The organism is Streptomyces sp. NPDC053432 (assembly GCF_055585365.1).
Window position 1 is genome coordinate 95211 of sequence record NZ_JBVJKF010000024.1, and the last position, 22026, is coordinate 117236.

Below are 22026 nucleotides of genomic sequence, written 5' to 3' on the forward strand. Positions count from 1 at the left end.
GCGGGGCAGCGGCCCGCCGAACACTGTCGCGCGCTGCTCAGCCAAGGGTTCGGGCGTTCGGGCGTTCGGGGGGACGCACGTCAGGGTGGAGGGCGGGGTGCGGGTGAGTCGGGCGGGGCGCCGGGGCGTTGTACGGGGAGTCGGTATCTCTGTGAGAAAAGGAATCTCCTGTGACCTCTGTGGCGTTACCCGCTGTCGAGACCCTCCTGCGGCGGACCCTCGGCGAGCGGCGCATGGGCCTCGTTGCGTGGCGGTTGCTCGTGCTGCAGATCGCCCATCCCGTCGTCGCCGCGGGCATGGACCGTTACTCCACCTACCGCGCCCACCCCTGGCGGCGGATCGAGCACACCATGGAGAGCGGCAGCCGGCTGTTCTTCGCCGGGCCCGAGGAGCGGCGCCTGGAAGTGGCCCGTCTCCAGCGGACGCACCGCCGGATCCAGGGGACCGACGCGGCCGGGCGGGCGTACAGCGCCGAGGATCCCGAGGTCCGCGGCTGGGTGATGGTGACGCTGTACGAGTCCATGACCGCCATGCGCGAGCTGTCCGGGGACCCGCTGTCGAACGCCGAACGCGACGCGCTGTACGCGGAGTTCCTGGACGTGTGCGCCGCCCTCGGGATTCCGGGCGAGGTCCTGCCGGCGACCGCCGCCGATGTCCCGGCGTACGTCGAGCGGATGGTGCGGGAGGTCCTGGAGTACGGGCCCGAGGTCCGCGACATGTTGTACGGGATGCTCCGCCAGGCCCCCGTACCGCGTCGGCTGGGACGGCTGGCGCCCGCGTGGCCGCTGCTGCGGGTGGTGGTCGCCCGCGCGCTGGCCGCCCTCACCGTCAGCGATCTGCCGCCGGCCTGGCACGAGCGGTTCGGGACGTCACGCGGGCCCGGGGGCGCGGCGCTTTCGTGGACGCTGCACCACGGGCTGCGCCACGTCATGAACCTGGCTCCCGACCGGGTGCGCTACCGCCGCCGGTCCGTGAGCGGCGCGCCCGCGCGGGTCGTGGTGCCCAAGGCCCGCGGCGGCGGCGATGCGCGTCCGGCCCGGCTGGAGGCGTTCTACCGCCAGGTGCTGGACCAGACCGGCAACGGCCGCGTCGACTCCGCCGACCTGCAGGCGATGGTGCACGCCATGTGCTGGCGGCTCGAACTGCCCGCCGAGCGGGAGGACGAGATCTACGCCGCGTTCGAGGGCTGGTGGCGACAGCTCCGGGAAGCGGCCGACGCCGACGGCGACGGGGGCGTGGACTGCCGCGAGTTCGTCTCCGCGATGCTGGCCGGGGTGGACCGTGACCCCGGGTACCTGGAGAAGGGTCTCGTACCGGCGGTGCGGGCCCTGTTCCACGCCGCCGATGCCGATGGCAGCGGCCGGCTGGGGGCGGACGAGTACCGGAAGCTGTTCGGAGGGCCACGGGTACATCCGGCCGAACTGAACGACGGGTTCCGGCAGCTGGACGCGGACGGGGACGGGCAGGTCGAGGAGGCGGAGTTCGTCGCCGCGTTCTGCGACTTCTTCACCGCCCGTACCGAGAGCACGGCCGGGGCGGGCCTGCTCGGCCGGGCCTGAGGGGTCTGAGGCCCGATGGGTCCGGGGGCCCGATGGGTCCGGGGGCGTGAGGCGGGGCCCCGGAACGGGTCCGTGCGCGGGGCGCGGACCCGGGCAACGGTCCGGGGTGAACGTGTCGGATGTCGGTGGCGTCGCCGTGCGATGGCCTCCGGCCGAAGCGGGTGGCGCGTACGGTCGGGGGGTGGGGCGTGGGGTCGTGGCTCGCGGTCACGGACGCCCGCCCCGCCCCGTTGGAGCCCGGTCCTTGTCTTCGATGCCGCCGGAACAGGAGCGCCCCGATGCGCCTTTACGCCCAGACCCGAACACGTCGTTGCCGGCAGATCCTCGCGGATATCATCGCCGTGGTCCTGGTGGCGGCGGCCGTGTGGTTCGCGCTCTCCGTCCGCGACGTGATCATGCTGCTGGCCGGGCCGGGACGGAAGGTCGAGGACGCCGGTGACAGTCTCGCCTCCGGCCTCGGCGACGCGGGCGAAGCGGCCTCGGACGTTCCGCTGGTCGGGGGCATCCTCAAGAAGCCGCTCCAGTCCGCGGCCGAAGCCAGCGACGGGCTTGCCGACGCCGGTCAGTCCATGCAGGACCTGGTGGGCCGTGTCGCCGACCTCACCGCGGTCACGCTGATCGTCGTCTCGGTGGCCTTCGTACTGGCCCTCTGGCTTCCGCCGCGCGTGCGCTGGATCCGGCGCAGTGCTCGTGTCCGGGGCCTCCTCGACGCCCCCGGCGGTGCCGATCTGCTCGCCCTGCGCGCCCTGACCGGGCCGGTGAAGGACCTCGCCGCGGTCGCCGTTCCGCCGGGGGGCCTCGCCGATGCGTGGCGCCGGGGCGACGCGCAGGTCATCGACGACCTGTCCAGGGTGGCCCTCCGGCGGGCCGGCCTCCGGCCGTGACCTTCCGGCCTCACTTCAGGTGGCGGCCGAAGAACCGGTTCCCGTCGTCCACCTCGCCATTCCGCGCCGGGCCTCAGCAGGCCGAACGGAACATGCCGCCGGCCCGGCGCGGCCTTCACCGGCCGTGCGGCCGTGGTGAGAACCATCTCTCGGCGGTGTGGAGGAGTGCGGCATCCGCGTGGTGGCGGGCGATCAGGTGGAGGCCCACCGGCTCGCCGTCGGGTGTCGTGCCGGCGGGCAGGGTGATCGCGGGGTGGCCCGAGAGGTTGAAGGCCCAGGTGAGGGCCACGCTCATGCGGGCCCCCGGGCCGTCGTGGCCGTGCGGTGGGTGGGGCGTGGTGGGGGTGGCGAGGAAGTCGGCTTCCTCGAAGACCTCGTGCAGGACCTGTGCGTTGGCCTGGATCAGTGCCTCGGTGTCCCGGTCTGGGGTGCCGGTGCGCCGGGCGGTCCAGGCCGGTGCCGGGTCGCGGAGTCGGACGGGGTGGCGGACGAGGCGGCACAGGCCGGCAGACGCGATCCGGTCGAGGGCCCGGCGGGCGCTGTCCGCGACGGCCGGGTCGGTGTCGGCGTAGCCGAGGGTGGATGTCCAGGCGACATCGGGCGTTCCGGGCGCCGGAATCGACGGGAGGCCGCCGGGGACTACGGCGCGGAGGTAGGCCACGGCATCCGCCGGGGTACGGGTGAGGACGCCGGGGCTGTTGAGTCCGGCCCGGTCCCGGGCCGGCAGGAGACCGTTGGTGGGCTTGAAGCCGATGACGCCGCACCAGGCGGCGGGGATGCGTACGGATCCGGCCCCGTCCGATCCGGTGGCGAGCGGCACAAGACCCGCGGCGACCGCGGCCGCGGACCCGGCCGATGATCCGCCCGGGGACCAGGCCGGGTCGAGGGGATTGAGGGTGGGGCCGCGGTCGGTGACGCCGTAGGTCTGGTAGCCGGAGCCGGCGCGCGGGACGGACGTGGCTCCGATCGGGACGCACCCGGCGGCGACCAGACGCCGGTTCTGTACGGAGTCGGCGCCTTCGCTCGCCTTGACCGCGATCGGCACCCCGGCCAGGGGAAGGAACGCCCCACCGGCCACCGCGGCATCGACCTCGGCGGCCGCGGCCCGGGCCGGGCCGGCCCACAGCTCGGTGAAGGCACGCAGGGCGCGGTCGCGGCCGGTGCTCAACGACAGCGCGGTGCGGACGACTTCGCTCGCCGTGACCTCGCCTTGGTTGACCAGGCCGGCGATGTCCGTGGCGGAGAGGGAGGTGTACGGGCGAATGTCCGGCATGTGCTTCTCACGGCTCCCTGGGGATCTCGCGGGCAGTGGCTGGTATGCATGGAACATGACCCCACTGGACGGATGACCGCCTGGGTGCGGCCGAGCGCGGCGAGAATCCCACGGTGCTCCTGCACGGGCACGTCCACCCGCGCTACCGATGGGAGCCGCCCGCCGTCCTGCACGGCCCGGTCTGGGACTACGGCGAGGAACGCAGGGCCGCTGAACGCCGCCTCGGGCCCCGGCACGACGCTCTGCGGGCGGACATCGCGCAGGCCTTGACCGCCGTTCTCACCGAGGCGTACTGAGGCCACGCCGTGGACGCCGTCACCCTGACCGCCCGTCTCGACCCGGCGGTCCCTCCGGTCAGCCGCTCGTACGGAGTGATTCCCTCGGAGGACGTTCGGGCAGGGCCCCGTAGGCGAGGAAATAGGCCGGCAGCCGGTTCAGCCACCGTGACCCGGTGACGAGCCCGGTGAGCCGCTCGGCCCGCCGGGGGTTGCCGAAGGCGACCCGGCCGGCCAGCAGGGGTTCGATGACCTGGGCGTGGGCGAGGCGCTGGAGGCCCTGGGTCGCCACCGTCGTGGGCAGTCGGCGCTGCTGTACCCGGCGTACGTCCCCGAGTCCGACGGTTCCGTCGCGCAGCGGGCGCACCAGGTGGCGGGCCGCGGCGACGGCGTCCTGTACGGCGAGGTTGATGCCGATGCCGAACACCGGCGACATGGCGTGGGCGGCGTCGCCGATGCACAGCAGCCCCGGGCGGTGCCAGCGGCGCAGCCGGTCGAGTCGTACGTCGAGCAGTTTGACCTCGTCCCAGGAGCCGAGGGAGTGGGCCCGGTCGGCGAGCCAGGGGGCCGCCTCCGCGAAGCGGGCGTTGAAGCGCTCCAGGCCCTCGGCGCGGCGTTCGGTGTCGGTGCCCTTGGGGATGAGCGCGGCGCACTGCCAGTAGTCGCCGCGGTCGATGAGCGCGGTGAAGAAGCGGTCCCCGAGACCGCCCACGAGGCCGCTCGGGTCGTCCTCCCGGCGTGGCAGCCGGAACCACCACGCGTCCATGGGGCAGGGGAAGTCCTCCAGCCCGAGTTCGGGCAGGCCGCGTGCGAGCGAGCCCCGTCCGTCGCAGGCGACGGTCAGCGAGGCGCGGAGTTCACCGGCGGCGCCGCCGGCCGTGCGGTAGCGCACGCCCGTGACCCGCCCGCGCTCGATGAGGAAGGACGTCGCCTCGGTGTTCATGCGCAGGGTGAAGGAAGGCTCGCGGCGGGCCTCGTCGGCGAGCAGGTCCAGCAGGTCCCACTGCGGCACCATCGCGATGTAGTTGTACTTCCCGGGGAGCGCGCCGATGTTCCCCACCGTGATGAGGGACCGGTCCGGGCCGATGGGCAGCTGCACCGAGGTGACCCGTCGCTGCGGCAGCTCGGCGAACCGGTCCGCGAGGCCGATCGCGTCGAGCAGGGACAGGGTGGAGGGGTGCACGGTGTCGCCGCGGAAGTCGCGCAGGAAGTCACCGTGCTTCTCCAGGACGGTCACCTCGACCCCGGCGCGGGCCAGCAGCAGGGCCAGCACCATCCCGGCGGGCCCACCGCCCACCACGCAGCAGCTCGTACGCTCCACGGCAACCACTCCCTCTCGCCGGCATCGGGTGGCCCTCACAGGACCTATACCGCACCGGCGGGGGCGGGGCCGGTAGCCCGACGCCGCGCCGCGCCCGGACGCGGGGGCGGGGCACGGCCGGTCAGCCGAGTGCGGGGCTCGCGAGGTCGAGCGTCAGCCGGTTCCCCCAGTCGTTGGTGAAGACGGCACGCGTGCCTTCATAGCGCACCCCGACGAACGGGTTGGAGTGGAACATCACGGCGATCCACCGCAGGGAGCCGTCGGCGCCGAGGCGGGCGAGGTGGCCGATGTTGCCCATGCCGCCGCCCCCGCCGGACATCCACCCGGAGCCGTCCGGAAGCGGGGCCGTGAAACGGGTGTCCACCTCTTCGACGCCGTCCTCGTCGATGGCCGGGGCCACGTCGAACGGCCCTCCGATACGGAAGGGAATCGGCCGGCCGGCGTCCGGGTGGTAGGCCCCCGGACCGTCGACGTGCAGTTCCGAGGCGGTGTCGTCCGGGCGGTACAGACCGTCGCGGAGCGGCATCTCCCCGGCCCGCCAGAGCTCCTCGACCGTCCCCATGGCCCGCCTCCCGTCACCGGCTGCTCCACGCGTCCGATCGGCAGTCCGGCCGCGTGCGGAAGGGCAGAGACTACATTCCGGGTACGGGTGTCCGGTGCCGGGTCCGCCCCCGCCGGACTGTTGGCATACTTCGCTCCCGTGGACCAGTTGATCGCAGCAGACCCGACCCGCATCGGCCCGTACCGTCTGATCGCCCGGCTGGGCGAGGGCGGCATGGGCCTGGTCTATCTGGGCCGTTCCGAGGGCGGGCGCACCGTCGCCGTGAAGGTCGTACAGGCCGAGCACGCCGGGCACCCCGAGTTCCGCAGGCGTTTCGCCCGCGAGGTGGCGGCTGCCCGGCGGGTGGGCGGGGACTGGACGGCCGCCGTGCTCGACGCCGACCCGGAGGCCGCCGTTCCGTGGGTGGCGACGCAGTACATCCCGGGGCCGGACCTGCGCACGGTGGTCGCCGAGGACTTCGGGCCGCTGCCCGAGTACTCGGTGCACACCCTCGCCAACCGGCTCGCGGTCGCCCTGCAGGCCGTGCACGACGCGGGTCTGATCCACCGTGACCTGAAGCCGTCCAACGTCCTGGTCACCGTCGACGGCCCCCGCGTCATCGACTTCGGCATCGCCCGCGCGATGGACAGCCTCACCGGGGACAGCCTGCACACGCGCACCGGCATGCTGATCGGATCGCCCGGCTTCATGTCTCCGGAGCAGGTCCGCGGCCGCGAACTGACCCCCGCCAGCGATGTCTTCTGCCTCGGTGCCGTCCTGGTGTACGCCTCCACCGGCCGACTGCTGTTCGGTGCCGCCGACTCCGGGCTGAACGCCCATCTCTTCCGGGTCGCCGAGGAGGAGCCGGACCTCACCGACGTGCCGCAGCCGCTGACCGGTCTCGTCCGCGCCTGCCTGGAGAAGGACCCGGCCGCCCGGCCCACCCCGCGGGAGGTCGCGGACCGGACGTCGGTGGACCAGGCCGAGGAGTGGCTGCCTGGCACGGTTCTGGCCCAACTCGGGCGGCGTGCCGCCCGGTTGCTGGACTGGGCCCCCGAGACACCGGCCGCGGAGCCGGCCACGGATCCCGTCGTGGTGGCCGAGGTGGAGCCTGCCGCGCGGCCGGACCCCCGCATCCCCTCCGTGCCCCGCCAGCACCAGCCGGTGCCGGCCCCGCCGCCGTACGCGCCCACGACCCCGGCCGAGCCGCGCTCCGTCCCCGCGCAGGGCTTCGGGCCGCCCCCGGCCGCCCTTGCGGATCCGGCGGCCCCCCACCCCAGGCGCTGGTGGGGCCTCGCCGTGATCGCCCTGACGCAGCTGCTGGTGCTGCTCGACGTGATGGGCTTCAGCACGGTCCTGCCGACCGTCCAGTCCGATCTCGGCTTCGCGAGCGACGGATTCAACCCGGTCACCGCCTACGTGCTCGCCTTCGGCGGGCTGCTGCTCCTCGGCGGGCAGATCTCCGACCTCGTGGGGGCCAAGCGGGCCCTCGTCATCGGTCTGGGCGGCTTCGCGCTGGCGTCCGTACTCTGCGGCTCGGCCGGCGGTCCCGTCCTGCTGATCACGGCGCGCGCCCTGCAGGGTGCCTTCGCCGCGCTGCTGACGCCCTCCGCGCTGTCCCTGCTTTCCTCCGGATTCACCGATCCGAGGGAACGCGCCCGGGCCTTCGGGATCTACGGGGCGGTCGCCTCCGGCGGCGGGGCCGTCGCGGTACTGGCGGGCGGCTGGCTCGCGGAGATGGCGTCCTGGCGCGTGTCCCAGTACGCGTGCGTGCCGCTCGCGGCGCTGGCGCTGACGGGGGCGGCCACCCTGCTGCCCGGCCGCCCGGCCCGCGCAGGTGCCCGCTCCGACTGGCTCGCCGTCCTGCTCGGTACCGCCGGACTCGCCGCCCTGATCTACGGCTTGGACGAGGCCGGCCGGCTCGGCTGGACCACTCCCCTGGCCCCGGGTCTCGTCGCGGCGGGCGTCCTGCTGCTCGTGGCCTTCCTGTGGCGGCAGGCCACGGCCGGCTCCCTGTCCGCCGGCTACCTCACCGGGGACCGGGACCGCCTCGGCGGCGTCCTGGCGGCGGTCCTGGCCGGCGCCGGGCTCCTGCCGCTGCTCCCCGCGCTCACCGTCTGCCTGCAGTACGTCTTCGGCTACGCCCCGATCCTCGCCGGCGTGATGCTCCTGCCCCTGGCCGCCGCGGCCGTCATCGCCGCCACTCAGGTCTCGGCGCGCCTGCAGCACCGCACCGCGCCCCGCGTGCTGATCGTGTCGGGCCTGGTGACCGCCGCGGCCGGGCTGCTGGTCCTCGCCCTCGTCGACTCCGGCAGCGCGTACGGTCCCCAGCTGGTGCCGGGCATGGTCCTCGCCGGGTTCGGCAGCGGACTCGCGTTCGGGCCGCTCTTCGCCACCGCCACCGCGGGCGTCGCCCCGCAGCACTCCGGCGCGGCCTCGGCGATCGTCGTCACCGCCCAGCAGCTGGGCGAGGCGATCGGTGCGGCGCTCCTCGTCGGCCTCGTCAGCTCCCGTCTGGCCGCTTCGTCGGAGGACAGCCAGGCCGAGGCGATGATGCACGGCTACACGGACACCCTGGCGTGGGCGGCCGGCGCGCTGCTGCTGGCGGCACTGGCCGCGGGCCTGCTGGTCACGGCCCGGGCGCCCAGGGCCGCCGGCGTCGACGCGGAGTGAGCGGTGCCGGGTCGACCGTGAGGGTGCGGGGTGCCTCCGCCGGCCCGGCGGGCAGGCGCAGGGGCGTACGGCCCGGGGTGATGCTGCCGAGGACCCGCGGGCCCGCGGCGCCCGTGCACTGCGGCAGGGTGCCCGGCAGGCCGTGCAGGGTGAGCCAGCCCAGTACCGCGAAGGCGTACGCCTCCTTGGCGGCGCTGGGCAGTCCGAGCGCGTCCGAGGTGCGCAGCCGTACCGCGGCACCGAGTTCCTGCCGGAGTGCGGTCATGAGCGCGGGGTTGCGGGTGCCGCCCCCGGACGCCAGAACCTCCGTGACGCCGAACGGGCGCAGCGCGTCCGCGATCGTACGGGCCGTGAGCCGGGTGAGGGTGGCCAGTACGTCGGGGGCGGGGAGCGGCCCGACTGCGTCCAGGGCCGTCCGCAGGTAGCCGGAGTGGAACAGCTCCCGGCCGGTGGTCTTGGGCGCGGGCAGCCCGTAGTAGGGCTCGGCGAGCAGCCGGTCGAGGAGCGGCGGGTGGACGGTGCCGCGGGCCGCGAGGCGGCCGTCGGTGTCGTGGTCGAGCCGGCCGGCGGTGAGGTGGCGGGCCGCCGCGTCGAGGAGCGCGTTGCCGGGGCCCGAGTCGAACGCGGCCGGGGTGCCGTCGGGGGTGAGGACGGTGGCGTTGGCGATGCCGCCGACGTTCAGGGCGGCCGGGACGCCCGGGTGTCCGCGCAGCAGCAGGCGGTCGATCAGGCCGACGAGGGGTGCGCCCTGTCCGCCGGCGGCGACGTCCCGGGTGCGGAAGCCGGAGACGACGGGCAGTCCGGTCGCCTCGGCGATCCAGGCGGCTTCGCCGAGCTGGAGCGTGCCGTGCACACGGCCGCCGTCCGCCCAGTGGAAGACGGTCTGGCCGTGGGAGGCGACCAGTTCGGCGCGCCCCGCGCAGAGCTCGCGGTCGGCCCGGACGGCGAGCCGGGCGAAGGCCTGCCCGATGCGGGTGTCGAGGCGGCACACGTCGGCGAGGGTGGTGCGGCCTGGCGGGAGCGCCTCGGCGAGCGCGTGGCGCAGCTCGTCGTCGTACGGTGCGCTGACCATGCCGAGCGGGGTCAGGCGCAGGGCGGTGCCGTCGTATGTGATGCGGGCGGCCGCGGCGTCGACGGCGTCGCAGGAGGTGCCGGACATCAGGCCGATGACGGTGGTCCGGGTCGCCCGCGGGGTGGCCGGCACGGGGGTCGGGGTCATCTCAGGGGCCTCAGGTGGTCGTCGGGGCGCAGGGTGAGCAGCGCGGGTACGGCCAGTGCGCAGGCGCCCGCCGCGTAGAGGGCGGGGACGTCCGGGTTGCCGGTGTGCCGTACGAGCGTGGTGACGATGAGGCCCGCGCAGCCGGAGAAGACGGCGTTGGAGAGCGCGTAGGCCAGGCCCAGTCCGGTGCTGCGCACGGCTGCCGGGAACATCTCCGCGAGCAGGGCGGGGCCCGGTCCGGCGAGCAGTCCGGTCATCGCGCCGGCCGCTGCCAGCAGGGCCGCTCTGGCCGCGGTGGGGGTGCCGGGGTCGCGCAGCAGGTGCAGGAGGGGCAGGGCGGTCACGACGACGAGGAGGCTGCCGGCGAGCATGACGGCCCGGCGGCCCACGCGGTCGCTGAGCGCACCGGCGGGGAGGATCGCGGCGGCGAAGCCGAGGTTGGCGACGAAGGTGGCGGCGAGGGCCGTCCGGAAGCTCGTGCCGAGGGTGGCCTGGAGGTAGGAGGGCAGGACGACGAGGAAGGTGTACCCGGCCGCGGACCATCCCATGATCCGGCCGACCCCGAGCACGACGACGCGCGGCATCGTCGCCGGAGCGGGGCGGTGCGGAAGGCGCGGCGGTGGGGTGTCCTCCGGCAGGCGCAGCCGGAGCCACAGCGCCACCGCGCCCAGGGGCAGGGCCAGCAGGAAGGGTACGCGCCAGCCCCACGCGTAGAGGGCGCTCTCGGAGAGCAGGGTCGCCAGTGCGGCGGCGAGACCGGCGCCCGTCAGGAGGCCGAGGGCGACGGTGAAGGACTGCCAGGCACCGTGGCGGCCACGCCGGCCGGGGGGTGCGGTCTCGGTCAGCAGGCTCACGGCGCCTCCGAACTCGCCTCCGGCGGAGAGCCCTTGGAGGCAGCGCAGCAGGGTGAGCAGCCAGGGCGCGAGGGCGCCGACGGCGGAGTACGCGGGCAGGACGCCGATGAGGGCGGTGGCGCCCGTCATCAGGGAGACGGCGAGCACGAGCGCCGGCCGGCGGCCCGCCCGGTCCGCGAGCCGCCCGAGGAGCAGGGCGCCCAGCGGGCGGAAGAAGAAGGCGATGGCGAAGGCGGCGTAGGCCGCGATGAGCGCCTGCCCCCGGTCGCCCCCTTCGGGGGTGAAGAAACGGGCGGCGATGACGGTGGCGAAGGAGCCGTAGACGCCGAACTCGTACCACTCCACGAAGTTGCCGACGGAGGCGGCGACGAGGGCGCGCCGGACGGTGGGCGGGCGCACGGCCACGGCCGCCGCGGCGGGCCGGCTCTTCGGACGGGAGGCGGGACGGACCACGGTGGCTGGCTGCCCGCCCGGCCCGCGGGCGATGCGCGCAACCCCCGGATTTCAGCGGATCGGCCGCACCCGCGCCCCCGGGCGGGGAGCGGCCCCAGCGCGAGCCGGAACCGGAGACCGCGCGCAGCGACACACATTTCGTCGCCCTCCGGCACGGAACGCCATGTCCCGTGCCGCACCGGCCCGCTCGTCGGCGTCGGGAAAGCTGGCAGAACGGGCTCCGCGGGAGCCGCGGGCGGGCCAACTCGGCGGCCTCGGGCGCCCCGTCGGCGTGCTCCAGCATTCCTCCGGACCGGGCTCCCGCACCGGCGGCGGGGTGGACGGGGCGGCGTTGTCAGAGCTGGTTGTTACCGTCACGTATGGGCATGTGATCACGGATCAGGGCGGAAGAGGGGACGGGAACCGTGACGAATTCTGAGGACCTGCGGCAGTTCGGCGTCGAGGTGTACGACCGGTGGACCGCGATGTGGAACGGGGAGACCGGGCTGGCGGAGCGGATCATGGCGCCCCGGTTCACCCTGCGCTACGCCCAGGCCGGCACCGAGGCCTTCGACGGCGTGACGGCTCCGGTGCAACTCGCTGCGGCGATAGCCGCCTGGCACCGGACGCGGAGCGGGCTGCGGTTCGCGGCGGAAGGGATCGCCGTCGTCGACCTCGAAGCCGGCGCGGGCGACGGGTCGCCGTCCGGGGCGGTGGCCCGCCCGTACCTCGCGAGCTTCACGGCGCCGGACGGCTCCACCGTGGCCCGCAGCGGGACGGACACCCTGCGCGTGGTGGACGGCCTGATCACCGAGGTGTGGTCGGTCTCCTCGGGCGCCGCCGGCCGGACCTTCTACGGGTAGCCCGCCCGCTGCTCGGGCGCGGTCAGCGGTGGGACGGTTCGCGGGTCTCGGCGGTCGTTGCGAAGTGGTGGTGGCGCTGCCGCTCCGGCCTCGGGGCTTCGTACAGGGTGCCGAAGTACTCCGTCTCCGCCGTGCCGGTGAGCACCGCCAGCAGGAAGTCCGCGCATCCCATGTCGTGGTGTTCCCAGAGCGGTCCGCGTCCCTCGTTGTAGAGGACGGTCCACTCGTCGGGCTCCCGGCCGGGCCGCGCCAGCCAGTAGAGGAAGGCGCCCGTGCCCTCCTCGAAGGCCCACGGCAGGACCCGGGCCCCCGGCTCCAGGAGCGCGGCGGGCTTCGCCTCGTACTCCCACAGGCCGGCCAGGATCTCGTCCCGTTCCGCCGTCTGCGCGTGCAGGTCGCAGTCGCCGTGGGCGGCGCCGGGGGCGAGCAGCCAGATCGTGTCGTCGAAGATGCCGTCGCCGTACGTCTCGACGAGGCGCTTGTAGTCGGCGGGCAGGGCCGCGCCCAGGGCCTGTTCGGCCTGGGCCCAGTCCACGGCGGGTCGCGGTCCGGCGGGCGGCGGGCAGAGACGGACGAGGGCGTCGAGAGCGGTCACGGTAAGGACGCTACCGAGCCCTACAGTTGAGCACCAGTGAGTACCAGGTCAGGGGCCTGGTACTGCGACGTCGAAGGGGTGCGGCATGGGGGACATCGGGGCGGGCGGCGGCGCCGCGGTGGAGGGGCTCGAGGAGTTCCGGCGGGAGCTGACCGGCTACTGCTACCGGATGCTGGGTGCGTACGCAGAGGCCGAGGACGCCGTTCAGGAGACCATGGTCCGGGCGTGGCGGAGCATCGACCGCTTCGAGGGGCGGTCCGCGCTGCGGTCCTGGGTGTACCGGATCGCCACCAACGTCTGCCTGGACGCGCTCGCCTCCGGCAGGCGGCGGGCGCTGCCGATGGATCTGTCGGGTCCGAGTGAGGGCGGCACCCCGCCGGCGCCCGTGGAGGACTCCGTGCTGTGGGTGGAGCCCTGGCCCGGCGGCGATCCGGAGACGGCCGCGGCGACGGGCGAGTCAGTGCGGCTGGCGTTCGTCGCCGCGCTGCAGCACCTGCCGCCCCGGCAGCGGGCCACCCTGATCCTGCGGGACGTCCTCGGGTTCTCGGCACAGGAGGTCGCCGACCTGCACGGCTCCAGCGTCGCCTCGGCCAACAGCGCCTTGCAACGGGCGCGTGCCACGCTGGCCGAGCGCCGCCGGGAGAGGGACGTGCCGGCCGGCCGGGTGTCCGACGACCGGGTCCGGCGGCTGCTCGCGGAGCGGTACGCCGCGGCGTTCTCCCGTCACGACATGGAGGAGTTGAACATGCTCCTCCATGTCGACGCCACGCTGTGTCTGCCCCCGTACGCGAAGTGGATGCGCGGCGTGCCCGACATCCGGGCCTGGCTCACCGGCCCCGCGGTCGGCTGCCGCGGCTCACGGCTGGTGCCGACCACGGCGAACGGCTCCCCCGCGTTCGGCCAGTACCGCCCCGACCCGGCGGACGGCGGCAGCGGCGGGTACGTGCCCTGGGCGCTGCAGGTCGTCGAGTTCTCCGGCGACCGGATCTCCGGCATCACGGCCTTCCGCGACACCGGCCGCCTCTTCCCGATGTTCGGGCTGCCGGATCGCCTTGACCAGGGCGTGCCGTCAGGTGTGGACGCGGCTGTTGGCTCCGTCGTGGGCGTCGGCGTGCTCGTCGTCGAACCAGTAGTCCCCGGCGGCCAGGTAGCGGAATGAGTGCCCGCCGTGGTTGGGTAGCGCGACCGTGGCGGCCCGGGTGCCGTCACCCCGGGGGGTGAGGGGGTGTGCGGCGGGGTTCCAGTGGTTGAAGTCCCCCACCACGCTGACCGGGCCGACCGGGGTGTCCTCGGGGAGGACGAAGGTGACCTGGGTACGGCCCTTGAGCGGCTTGCGTTCGAGCACAGGAACTCCCGGCGGTGAAGCGGGACAGAGGAACCCGCACCCTCGCACAGCCATGACCGCTCCCTCCCCGTACACACCGCCCACGGCCCGGCCGTCACCCGCCCGGCCGTCACCCGCCCCGCCGTCACCCGCCCCGCCGTCACCCGCCCCGCCGTGACCCGCCCCGCCGTCACCCGCTGCGCTGCCGGACTCCCGCCGCGTCCTCGTCCTCGCCCTCGCGTTCGGGACCGGGTCCGGTGCCGGGCTCCCAGCGCAGCAGGTCGCCCGGCTGGCACTCCAGCACCTCGCACAGCGCGGCGAGCGTCGTGAAGCGCACCGCCTTCGCGCGGCCGTTCTTGAGTACGGCCAGATTGGCGGGCGTGATGCCCACGCGCTCCGCGAGCTCACCCACGGACATCTTGCGCCGGGCCAGCATCACGTCGATGTCGACGGCGATCGGCATCAGATCACCTCGTCCAGCTCGGCCCGCATCCGCGTCGCCTCGCCGTCGCGCGCGACGGCCTGTGCGAGCAGCATCCGCAGTACGAGCACGATGAGCGCGACCCCCAGGATGGCCACGCCGATCCCGCCCATGATGACGGTGACGCCCGGATCCTCCCGCTGGCCGGGCGCGTTGACGGCCGTGACCGCAAACCACAGGAGGGCGGCCGCCACGATCGCGCCGATCACGCCGTCCACGTAGCGGAAGGCGGTGTGCGAGAACACGGTGCCGCGTCGCACCATCGTCACCAGCCGCCACACGCAGACCCCGGCGACCTGGGCCGCCGCCATCCCCAGGATCGTGATCACGCGCAGGGAGGTGAGCGGGATCGATCCGTCCTCCGGGTCGTTCCCGCTGACGAGCATCCACACGAGCCCGGCCTGTACGAGCACGGTGCCGGTGAGCACCACCACCAGCACGGCGCGCAGTGCGCCCACCGTCAGCTTTCCCATGACCCACCCTTCCATCGAATGACGATGGAAATCTATCGAATCTCAATAGGCCACACAAGGGCCACGGACGCATGGGGGCCGGACGGGTCCGAATCCGATCGAGCCCGTTGCCCGGCCGCGTCGGCCGTGATCCGCCGCGCCCGGCGAGTACAAGGGATGCCGAACCGCAGACCTCCACCCCCGGCGTTCCGAGACGAGGAGCCTCATGTCGCACGCCCGGTCCGCTCCGCGCCGCCCGAAAGGCGGGATCGCTCTCGCCCTCGCGTTCACCGCTGCCGCCGCCGTCTTCCTCGCCGTGTTCCTGATCGGCCGGTCGAACACACCGGACTACACCGCGACGCTGTTCGGCCGCGCGGACGCCGATGCCCTGCGCCTCAAGGCGCAGCTCGCCACCGGGGTCCTGGTCCTGGCCGGAGTCCAGCTGCTCCTGGCACTGTGGATGTACGGGCGGCTGCCCGGGGTGCGCCGGGTGCCGGGGCCGGTGCCGATGACCCACCGGATCGTCGGCGTGCTGCTCTTCGCCCTCAGCGTCCCGGTCGCGGTGCACTGCGTCCGGGCCTACGGCGTTCAGCTGACCGGCTCGCGCGCGGCGGTGCACTCCCTCGCGGGCTGCTTCTTCTACGGGGCGTTCGCCGCCAAGGTCCTGCTGGTGCACAGCCGCCGCCTGCCGGGCTGGGCCCTGCCCCTGGCCGGCGGCACGCTGGTGGTCGTGGTGGCGGTGCTCTGGTACTCCAGCGCGCTGTGGCACTTCAACGGCGACAGCGTGCCGGTGCTGTCGCTCGCGGAGGTGTGACGTCGGCGGACCTCGGCGGACGCCGGCGGACGCGGGCCCGAGGTACCGGTCGGCCCGCCTAGGACTGCGGCAACCGGCGCAGTTCGAGCATCACCATCGCGATCTTCACCGCCGTGGAGATCGTCAGGGCCTGGAGGAACGGCATGCCCATGAGCCACAGGGCCACCATCATGACCGTGAGCACCAGGAACGCGGGAAGCAGGTTGGTACGCGTGACCGCGGTCCTCAGGTGCCCGGCCCTGCTCCTGCGCCGATCCACCGCGGCGGCCGGACCCGCGGTGAGGCCGTCTTCCTCGGCTCGCGACATCGGTTCCTGCCCTTCCGTCGTGCTGGTCTCGGGCGTCGTGCTGGTCTCGGGCCACGAGCCTCCGGCGAGCCCCGGCGGACTGCCACCGCTTCCGCCCGTCCCGCCGCCATCCGGCGTACAGGTTCACCTCCCCGGCCCAGGTGGGGCGGGTTCGTCGGAGCGCCTCGGCCGGCCTGCGCGGGCACCGGGTGGGGCTTAGCGTGGCAGGTAGGGGGCCACGGCAGGAGGACGAGCCATGAGCACGCCGCACGAACCCGAGGGCCCCAGGTCTCCGGACGCGGACACCGGTCCGTCGGACGCCTTCGACGTGGTGTTCGCGTCCGTGGACGGCCTCGGGGAGGACGTCGTACGGATGGCCCGCACCAGCGGGACGGGACCCGGCGGCCACCCCGTCTACGAGGACCCCACAGGCATCGTGCGGGCGGAGATCAGTGACAAGGGCGAGGTGCGCGTACTGGCGAGCGGGGGCGGACAGCAGCCGGCTCGGGTACTGCGGGCCAAGGCCGTCACCTGACACCCCCTGCCGCCGCTCGCGCGGACGCGCCCGCCCGGCCGGAAGCCGGACGGGCGGGCACATCCGCGCGGGATCCTCAGACCGCCGTGTCCTCCAGGGCCCCGTCGGGAACCCAGGAGCCGTGGACCCCGGCCGGCACCCGGTGGGGCAGGTGGACGGTGGCGACGCGGTCGAGGCCCGAGGCGTCGAGGACCAGCAGCTGCGAGGTGTCCTGCTTGAGGTCGGAGACGACGGTGAGCAGGTAGCCGTCGTCCTCACAGGAGGCGTTCGCGGCCGGGACGAACACGGCCTCACCGGGCAGGCGGGCGTCGCCGACCTGGTGGAGGCGGCGTGCGCCGGTGGTGCGGTCGTACTTGACCACGCCGTAGCCCCCGAACCCCTTCTCGTCGGGGAAGGAGATCGCGTAGTGGTAGCGGTTCTCGGTGCCCATGTAGTCCTCGTTGAGGGTCGGGAACTCCACCGGCAGGTCGTCGACGATCTGCTCGGAGACGGTGCCTTCGGCCGGGTCCAGGACCCAGCGCCGGGTGTACGAGCGGGAGGCGGGCTCGCTGCCGCGCCCCGGGGCGCCGGTCCACCAGTTCCAGGAGAGCTGGAAGCCCTCGCGGTCCACCGTCGGGCCCTCCAGCACGATGCGGCCCCGCCCGTCCTCGAAGGCGTTGGCCACGTGCAGCATGTTGCCCGGCTCGATGGAGAACCAGCGGACGTCGCGGGCCCCGTCGCCGCCGAGCGGCATGACGCCGATGCGGGCGGGCTGCCGGTCGCTCCACGCGTACGGGATGCCGGAGTGCTCGGTGGGGTCGAAGGTGACGTTGCCCTCGATGAAGACCACGTGCCGGCGGGTGACGGCGAAATCGTGCTTGAGCGCCGCCGTGGCCCCGGCGATCTCGCTGCTGTGGGTGACCGCGCCCTTGGCGTCGGCGACGTAGTAGGTCAGGAACGGCGGGAACGGTGAGGAGCCGAAGAAGTGGAGCTCCCCGGTCACCGGGTTCGTCTTGGGGTGCGCGGTCATCGCGCCGGTCAGCTTCCCGGAGAAGTCGTACGCGCCGACCGTGTCGAGGTCCGGGGTGAGCTCGAAGGGGAAGTTCGACTCGCACAGGGCCAGGAGCCGGCCACCGTGTTCGATGATGTGCGTGCCGGCGGTGCTGGCGGTGTAGTCGGGGCCGCGCTCGGTCATGTACGGGGCGCCGTCGAGCGCGGGGGTGTGCACCCAGCGGTTGCGGTACCACTCGGCGCGGCCCTCGCGCAGCCGGATGCCGTGGACCATGCCGCTGCCCTTGAACCAGTGGGTGGGGGTGACGCCGGGCTTCGGGTTGTGCCCGTTGCGGAGCAGCCGGCCGGTCAGCTCGGGGGGCAGGGAGCCCTCGACGGTGAGCACGGTGGCGGTGACCTCCTCGGCGAGGGGGGTGTAGTGGCCGGTCAGGTACGGCTTGGAGACGGTCATGACGGAACCTCTTCCTTTGGATATGACGGGTAATCAGGCGACTTGCTCTGCCCGTACCTTGAGGTGGGACAGCCAGGCCTCCAGGGAGGCGTGCAGGGCCTTGCCCAGTTCCTCGGCCGCGGCCTCGACCGGCGCGCCGCTCCAGGACTCCTCGGTGCGGACGATGACCGCGTCACCGTCCTGCTCGAACGTCCAGACGTGGATGCCGGTGATGCCCGCGGAGGGCCCGCCCCAGGCGACCCTCCGCTCGGGGGTCATCTCGTACACGGTGGAGGTGATCTCCATGCCGTGCGTGCGCCAGGCGAAGGAACTTCCCGGTGCCGTCGGGCCGTCGGGCTCGGTCATGTCGATGTCCGGGTTCCAGGTGGGCCAGGCGGCGATGTCGGTGTGCACCTCCCACACCGTGGCGAGCGGGGCGTGGACACGGGTGCTCAGGCGGGCTGTCGCCGGAGCGGTCTCGTCGATGGTGACCATGACTGTTCTTCCTTTTCGAAGGCGTTGCGGGGTGTGCGGGGTGTGCGGGGTGTGCGGGGTGTGGGGGCTGTACAGGGGCTGATGCGTGAGCTCAGCCCGTGCGGGAGAGGCGCGGCGTGGCCACCGGCGGGGTGCCGGGAGGGGACGGGGCGCGCCGGGTGAGGAGCAGTGCGAGCAGCGCGGTCGCGGCCAGCACCGCGGCCGAGACCGCGAAGGCGGTGCGATAACCCGCGGTGAGGGCTTCCGCGGCGGGCGCATGGTGCGCGGCGCGGGCGGTGACCGATCCGGCCAGTGTCGTCAGGGCGGCCAGGCCGATGGCGCCGCCGACCTGCCGAGTGGTGTTCACCAGCCCGCCGGCCAGCCCCGCGTCCTGTGGGCCGACGCCCTCCACGGCGAACGCGGTGATCTGGACGAAGGCCGCGCCGAGGCCCAGGCCGACCAGGACGCTCGGGCCGAGCACGTCGGCCGCGTAACTCCCGTCGGCGCCGAGCCCGGACAGCCACAGCAGTCCGGCGGCCTCCGTCAGCAGGGCCACGGTCACGGCCGCCCGGGCGCCGAAGCGCCGGGAGAGGAGCGGCGCGAGGCCCGAGCCGAGCATGTTGGCGGCGGCGAAGGGAAGTTGCCCCGCCCCGGTGGTCAACGGGCCCGATCCGAGGACCTGCTGCTGGTAGAGCGGCAGGAAGAAGAACAGCGCGATCCATACCGACCCCAGCAGGGCCATCAGCAGATTGCCCGCGGCGACCCGGCCGGCGCGAAGCAGCCGGGGCGGCACCAGCGCTTCCCGCGAGCGGACCTCGATCACGGCGAAGGCCGCGAGCAGTACGACGGCTGCGCCGAGGGCTCCCACCACCCGGGCGTCGCCCCAGCCGGTGCCGCGGACCGTGGTCAGGCCCCAGACCAGGCAGGTCAGGGCGAGGGTCACGGTGGCCGTGCCCAGCAGGTCGAACCGCCCGGACGGCGACCGTTGCCCGGACCGCGGCTCGGAGCCCGGCGGTACGAAGGCCGTCACGGCGGCGGTGACCAGCGCCGTCCCGAGCGCGACCGAGTGGAAGATCCACGGCCAGCCCCAGGCCTGGGTGACCGCACCGCCCAGCAGGACGCCCGCCGCCCCTCCCGCGCCGGAGACGGCTCCCCACACGCCCAGGGCCCTGCCGCGCTGCGGGCCCGGCGGGAACAGCTCCATCGCCAGGGCGAGCGAGGCGGGGGCGATGGCGGCGGCGCCCAGACCCTGCACGGCCCGGGCCGTGATCAGTACGCCGGAGGACGTCGCCAGTCCCGCCACCGTCGAGGCGGCCGCGAACAGCGCGAGTCCGTCGATCAGCACCCGGCGGCGGCCGAGGAGGTCGGCGAGCCGCCCGCCCGCGAGGAGCAGCGCCCCGAACGCCAGCCCGTAGGCGTTGACCACCCAGGTGGTTCCGCTGTCCGACAGCCCGGCCCCGGCACGGATCTGCGGGAGGGCGACGTTGACGACCGAGGTGGCGAGCATGACGGTGAACTGGGCCGCGGCGAGCGCGGAGAGCACCGCTCCCTGCCGCGGCGCCCGGGGGGCCGGCGGGGCCGTGTGTGTCCGTACTGCGTTCATGGCACGAAGATTCGCGCCGGACGCCGTCCACTCTCCAGGCCCTCGGGCGCCGGGCCCTGTCCACTCCTGTCCGCACCTGTCCACCCGGACCCGCCGGACCCCCGCCGGGCCCCGCCGGTGCCGCTACCGGCGGTCGTGCAACTCCCGCTGCCACAGGGCGTCGCACAGCAGGTCGAGGCCCTGCCGCAGGTGGCGGCGGTAGGTGCCGTACGGGAGCCCGAGGCGGCGCGCCGCCGCCTCCTGGGTGGGCGCGCCGGAGAAGTAGCCCGCCGTCAGGGCCTCACGGGCGCGCACCCCGCGCGGGTCTGCGGCGAGGTCGTCGACGGCCCGCCGCAGCAGCGCCCTCAACTCCCCCACGGGGTCGTCGAGATCAGCCGCGAGCCGGGTGCGCAGCAGGGCGCAGGCGGCGAAGGCCCCCGTATCGCGCCAGTGCACCAGCGCCTCGCGTACGGTCTGGTCGAACGCGGCGCGCGAGAGCGGTGAGGGCCCCTCGGGGACGGGCACGGCCGCCGCGTCCGCGGCCTCCGTGAACCGCATCAGCCATGCCTCTACGGGCAGTTGGCGCCAGTCGACGCCGAACAGCCCGTACTCGTACTCCCCGACGCGCGGGCGCGCGCCGGTGTCGGCCAGGCTGCCCCGCACCCGCGCGGCCCAGGTCTCGGCGTCCCGGAAGACGGCGAAGCCGTACGCGCGCCCGCGGGCCCGGGCGGACTCGGCGTGGGCCCGGGAACTGCTCAGGTCGGTGACGCGCGACGGGACCTGGTAGCGCTCGGGATAGACCGAGAAGCGGCTGACGCCTATGTGCTCGCCGGGCCGCACCGGCGCGGTGGCATCGGTGTACGCCCACGCGGCCGCCACGACCGGGTCCGCGGCCAGGTCGGAGGGGTCGGGAGGGGCGGCCAGGGCCAGCCGGGCCGTGAACGCGACGATCCGCCCCGTGCGCACCAGGCGGTAGACGCTGAAGGCCTGCGGCTGGCGGCCGGCCCAGTAGCGGACCACTTCCGCGGAGGCCGGGCCTTCCGCCTCCTCGGCCATGCGCAGGACGATGTCGAGGTCGTCCGGGTGCAGAGGGCGGTCGTGGACCTCGTCCTCGCGCGACCAGGTCCGTACCCGGGTCAGGGCCTCGGCCTCGCGGAAGAGGTGGAAGAGCTCGTCGGTGACCGTCCAGACCCGGTCCTCGGGGGCCTCGCGCAGGAGGCGCAGGTACTCGTCCGCCAGCCGCCGGCGCATCGTGCCGAACGCGTTGGGCGCCCGCCAGCGCAGATCGGCGGCGAGCGTCTCGCGGGCGGCGTCGTGCGGGTAGAGGCCGCGGAGCGCGGACTCCATGAAGGGCAGGTCCCGCAGCCAGGAGAACAGCAGGTGGGCGTCCTCGTCGGGCAGCACCGCGGCGAGCAGTTCCTCGGACGTGGAGTGCGCCTGCGCCGCCACCTCCAGGGCGCGGCGGTGGGCCGCCGTGGGCACCTCGCCGATCAGCCCGGCCAGGAGGGTGCGCAGCACCCCCGCCGAGGGGGCCCACATCTCCTCGCTGCCGCAGCCCTCGGATCCCGCCGCGGCGGCGAGGGAGAGGGCCAGCGGGTTGCCCCCGGCGAAGCGGAGCACCCGCTCCCGCAGCTCGGGCCGGATCTCCGCGGCGATCAGCAGGCGCCGCGCCTGCTCCTCGGAGAACGGCTCCAGCTCGGTCACGTTGAGCAGGCCGGACCAGGCGGGGTCGGCGGCCCACTGCGGTTGCGGCGCGCGCCGCCCGGCCAGGACGACCAGGGTGTCGTCGGCGGCACGGGGCAGGAAGTGCTGCCAGAGCCAGTCCTCCAGCCACTGGCAGTGCTCGAAGGAGTCCACGAACAGGACCGCGCCCGGTACGTCCAGGAAGGGGCCGGCGGCCCGCTCGAAATCGGCCGGGTCCCGGCTGACGAACCGGCCGTCGAGTTCGACGAGCAGCCGGCCGGCGCCGCGGGCGTGGTCCGCCATGCGCCGCAGCAGCGTCGACTTCCCGATGCCGCCCGGCCCGTACACGTAGAACGCGAACGGCGCCAGCGGGTCACCCGCCAACGCCGCACGGAAGTTTCCGAGTTGCTGCTCACGCCCGACGAAGGCCCGTACGCGCGCCCTGCTCAGCCTGTCACCGACGGATACCACGCCCGCTCCCCACCT

The 22026-nt window shown here is 74.4% G+C and carries 22 protein-coding genes; 8 read left to right on the forward strand and 14 right to left on the reverse strand.

Annotated elements, in window-relative coordinates; genetic code table 11:
- The first annotated feature begins 170 nt into the window (after window positions 1–170).
- Window positions 171–1559, forward strand: a complete 1389-nt coding sequence (locus tag ACZ6Y1_RS31145; RefSeq protein ID WP_469637485.1) for an oxygenase MpaB family protein — start codon at window positions 171–173, stop codon at window positions 1557–1559.
- Window positions 1560–1837: 278 nt separating this feature from the next.
- Window positions 1838–2443, forward strand: coding sequence for a hypothetical protein (locus tag ACZ6Y1_RS31150; protein WP_469637488.1), 606 nt, complete (start codon window positions 1838–1840; stop codon window positions 2441–2443).
- 115 nt (window positions 2444–2558) lie between these two features.
- Here the strand turns inward: ACZ6Y1_RS31150 and ACZ6Y1_RS31155 are convergent, their stop codons facing one another.
- Entirely contained in the window at window positions 2559–3716 is a 1158-nt protein-coding gene (locus ACZ6Y1_RS31155) for an amidase family protein (protein ID WP_469637491.1), read from the reverse strand.
- A 113-nt stretch (window positions 3717–3829) separates the two neighbouring features.
- On the opposite strand from ACZ6Y1_RS31155, the gene ACZ6Y1_RS31160 reads away from it, so the two are divergent.
- Window positions 3830–4012: a hypothetical protein gene (locus ACZ6Y1_RS31160; protein WP_469637494.1), complete on the forward strand. Its 183-nt coding sequence runs from the start codon at window positions 3830–3832 to the stop codon at window positions 4010–4012.
- A gap of 58 nt (window positions 4013–4070) precedes the next feature.
- Here ACZ6Y1_RS31160 and ACZ6Y1_RS31165 read toward each other — a convergent pair whose 3' ends face one another.
- Entirely contained in the window at window positions 4071–5312 is a 1242-nt protein-coding gene (locus ACZ6Y1_RS31165) for an FAD-dependent oxidoreductase (protein WP_469637497.1), read from the reverse strand.
- Between the two features lie 121 nt (window positions 5313–5433).
- Window positions 5434–5874, reverse strand: coding sequence for a hypothetical protein (locus ACZ6Y1_RS31170; RefSeq protein ID WP_469637500.1), 441 nt, complete (start codon window positions 5872–5874; stop codon window positions 5434–5436).
- A gap of 138 nt (window positions 5875–6012) precedes the next feature.
- On the opposite strand from ACZ6Y1_RS31170, the gene ACZ6Y1_RS31175 reads away from it, so the two are divergent.
- Window positions 6013–8526, forward strand: coding sequence for an MDR family MFS transporter (locus tag ACZ6Y1_RS31175; RefSeq protein WP_469637502.1), 2514 nt, complete (start codon window positions 6013–6015; stop codon window positions 8524–8526).
- Here the strand turns inward: ACZ6Y1_RS31175 and ACZ6Y1_RS31180 are convergent.
- Window positions 8483–9745 (reverse strand): anhydro-N-acetylmuramic acid kinase, encoded by a 1263-nt coding sequence (locus tag ACZ6Y1_RS31180; RefSeq protein ID WP_469637504.1) that lies wholly within the window; start codon window positions 9743–9745, stop codon window positions 8483–8485. The genes ACZ6Y1_RS31175 and ACZ6Y1_RS31180 overlap by 44 nt on opposite strands.
- Window positions 9742–11004 carry an MFS transporter gene (locus tag ACZ6Y1_RS31185; protein ID WP_469637574.1) on the reverse strand — a complete coding sequence of 421 codons (1263 nt, stop codon included), beginning with the start codon at window positions 11002–11004 and terminating at the stop codon, window positions 9742–9744. Before ACZ6Y1_RS31185 ends, ACZ6Y1_RS31180 begins: the two co-directional genes overlap by 4 nt.
- Before the next feature lie 452 nt (window positions 11005–11456).
- Here ACZ6Y1_RS31185 and ACZ6Y1_RS31190 point away from each other — a divergent pair, with 452 nt between their 5' ends.
- Window positions 11457–11894: a nuclear transport factor 2 family protein gene (locus ACZ6Y1_RS31190; RefSeq protein WP_469637507.1), complete on the forward strand. Its 438-nt coding sequence runs from the start codon at window positions 11457–11459 to the stop codon at window positions 11892–11894.
- A gap of 22 nt (window positions 11895–11916) precedes the next feature.
- Here ACZ6Y1_RS31190 and ACZ6Y1_RS31195 read toward each other — a convergent pair whose 3' ends face one another.
- Window positions 11917–12489, reverse strand: coding sequence for an SMI1/KNR4 family protein (locus ACZ6Y1_RS31195; RefSeq protein ID WP_469637510.1), 573 nt, complete (start codon window positions 12487–12489; stop codon window positions 11917–11919).
- Window positions 12490–12574: 85 nt separating this feature from the next.
- Between ACZ6Y1_RS31195 and ACZ6Y1_RS31200 the strand changes: the two genes are divergently transcribed.
- Entirely contained in the window at window positions 12575–13648 is a 1074-nt protein-coding gene (locus tag ACZ6Y1_RS31200) for a sigma-70 family RNA polymerase sigma factor (protein WP_469637513.1), read from the forward strand.
- Here ACZ6Y1_RS31200 and ACZ6Y1_RS31205 read toward each other — a convergent pair.
- The 3 genes from ACZ6Y1_RS31205 to ACZ6Y1_RS31215 all read right to left on the reverse strand — a co-directional run bounded on the left by ACZ6Y1_RS31205 (window position 13559) and on the right by ACZ6Y1_RS31215 (window position 14767).
- On the reverse strand, window positions 13559–13834 hold the full coding sequence (locus ACZ6Y1_RS31205; protein WP_469637516.1) for an isoamylase early set domain-containing protein: 276 nt from the start codon (window positions 13832–13834) through the stop codon (window positions 13559–13561). The two genes, ACZ6Y1_RS31200 and ACZ6Y1_RS31205, sit on opposite strands and share 90 nt — an antisense overlap.
- Window positions 13835–14003: 169 nt before the next feature.
- Entirely contained in the window at window positions 14004–14276 is a 273-nt protein-coding gene (locus tag ACZ6Y1_RS31210; RefSeq protein WP_469637519.1) for a helix-turn-helix domain-containing protein, read from the reverse strand.
- Window positions 14276–14767 carry a DUF2975 domain-containing protein gene (locus ACZ6Y1_RS31215; RefSeq protein WP_469637522.1) on the reverse strand — a complete coding sequence of 164 codons (492 nt, stop codon included), beginning with the start codon at window positions 14765–14767 and terminating at the stop codon, window positions 14276–14278. Before ACZ6Y1_RS31215 ends, ACZ6Y1_RS31210 begins: the two co-directional genes overlap by 1 nt.
- 205 nt (window positions 14768–14972) lie before the next feature.
- Between ACZ6Y1_RS31215 and ACZ6Y1_RS31220 the strand changes: the two genes are divergently transcribed.
- Complete coding sequence (locus ACZ6Y1_RS31220; protein WP_469637525.1) at window positions 14973–15560, forward strand: DUF6529 family protein; 588 nt, start codon at window positions 14973–14975, stop codon at window positions 15558–15560.
- A gap of 58 nt (window positions 15561–15618) precedes the next feature.
- Here ACZ6Y1_RS31220 and ACZ6Y1_RS31225 read toward each other — a convergent pair whose 3' ends face one another.
- Entirely contained in the window at window positions 15619–15867 is a 249-nt protein-coding gene (locus ACZ6Y1_RS31225; RefSeq protein ID WP_469637528.1) for a hypothetical protein, read from the reverse strand.
- Window positions 15868–16102: 235 nt separating this feature from the next.
- Here ACZ6Y1_RS31225 and ACZ6Y1_RS31230 point away from each other — a divergent pair, with 235 nt between their 5' ends.
- Complete coding sequence (locus ACZ6Y1_RS31230; protein ID WP_469637531.1) at window positions 16103–16381, forward strand: DUF6296 family protein; 279 nt, start codon at window positions 16103–16105, stop codon at window positions 16379–16381.
- 76 nt (window positions 16382–16457) lie between these two features.
- Here the strand turns inward: ACZ6Y1_RS31230 and ACZ6Y1_RS31235 are convergent, their stop codons facing one another.
- The 4 genes from ACZ6Y1_RS31235 to ACZ6Y1_RS31250 form a co-directional block, all read right to left on the reverse strand.
- Window positions 16458–17822 carry a carotenoid oxygenase family protein gene (locus tag ACZ6Y1_RS31235; protein ID WP_469637534.1) on the reverse strand — a complete coding sequence of 455 codons (1365 nt, stop codon included), beginning with the start codon at window positions 17820–17822 and terminating at the stop codon, window positions 16458–16460.
- A gap of 33 nt (window positions 17823–17855) precedes the next feature.
- Window positions 17856–18296, reverse strand: a complete 441-nt coding sequence (locus ACZ6Y1_RS31240; protein WP_469637537.1) for an SRPBCC family protein — start codon at window positions 18294–18296, stop codon at window positions 17856–17858.
- A 91-nt stretch (window positions 18297–18387) separates the two neighbouring features.
- On the reverse strand, window positions 18388–19878 hold the full coding sequence (locus ACZ6Y1_RS31245) for an MFS transporter (protein ID WP_469637540.1): 1491 nt from the start codon (window positions 19876–19878) through the stop codon (window positions 18388–18390).
- A 123-nt stretch (window positions 19879–20001) separates the two neighbouring features.
- The gene (locus ACZ6Y1_RS31250; RefSeq protein WP_469637543.1) at window positions 20002–22011 is read right to left on the reverse strand and encodes an AAA family ATPase; all 2010 of its coding nucleotides are present in this window, start codon (window positions 22009–22011) and stop codon (window positions 20002–20004) included.
- Window positions 22012–22026: the final 15 nt, after the last annotated feature.

Excerpts from the sequence above, each read along its gene's own strand:
- ACZ6Y1_RS31245 (WP_469637540.1), bottom strand. The coding sequence starts at position 19,878 with ATGAACGCAGTACGGACACACACGGCCCCGCCGGCCCCCCGGGCGCCG.
- ACZ6Y1_RS31215 (WP_469637522.1), bottom strand. The coding sequence starts at position 14,767 with ATGGGAAAGCTGACGGTGGGCGCACTGCGCGCCGTGCTGGTGGTGGTG.
- ACZ6Y1_RS31230 (WP_469637531.1), top strand. The coding sequence starts at position 16,103 with ATGAGCACGCCGCACGAACCCGAGGGCCCCAGGTCTCCGGACGCGGAC.
- ACZ6Y1_RS31155 (WP_469637491.1), bottom strand. The coding sequence starts at position 3,716 with ATGCCGGACATTCGCCCGTACACCTCCCTCTCCGCCACGGACATCGCC.
- ACZ6Y1_RS31240 (WP_469637537.1), bottom strand. The coding sequence starts at position 18,296 with ATGGTCACCATCGACGAGACCGCTCCGGCGACAGCCCGCCTGAGCACC.
- ACZ6Y1_RS31150 (WP_469637488.1), top strand. The coding sequence starts at position 1,838 with ATGCGCCTTTACGCCCAGACCCGAACACGTCGTTGCCGGCAGATCCTC.
- ACZ6Y1_RS31225 (WP_469637528.1), bottom strand. The coding sequence starts at position 15,867 with ATGTCGCGAGCCGAGGAAGACGGCCTCACCGCGGGTCCGGCCGCCGCG.
- ACZ6Y1_RS31180 (WP_469637504.1), bottom strand. The coding sequence starts at position 9,745 with ATGACCCCGACCCCCGTGCCGGCCACCCCGCGGGCGACCCGGACCACC.
- ACZ6Y1_RS31220 (WP_469637525.1), top strand. The coding sequence starts at position 14,973 with ATGTCGCACGCCCGGTCCGCTCCGCGCCGCCCGAAAGGCGGGATCGCT.
- ACZ6Y1_RS31170 (WP_469637500.1), bottom strand. The coding sequence starts at position 5,874 with ATGGGGACGGTCGAGGAGCTCTGGCGGGCCGGGGAGATGCCGCTCCGC.
- ACZ6Y1_RS31235 (WP_469637534.1), bottom strand. The coding sequence starts at position 17,822 with ATGACCGTCTCCAAGCCGTACCTGACCGGCCACTACACCCCCCTCGCC.
- ACZ6Y1_RS31200 (WP_469637513.1), top strand. The coding sequence starts at position 12,575 with ATGGGGGACATCGGGGCGGGCGGCGGCGCCGCGGTGGAGGGGCTCGAG.
- ACZ6Y1_RS31210 (WP_469637519.1), bottom strand. The coding sequence starts at position 14,276 with ATGCCGATCGCCGTCGACATCGACGTGATGCTGGCCCGGCGCAAGATG.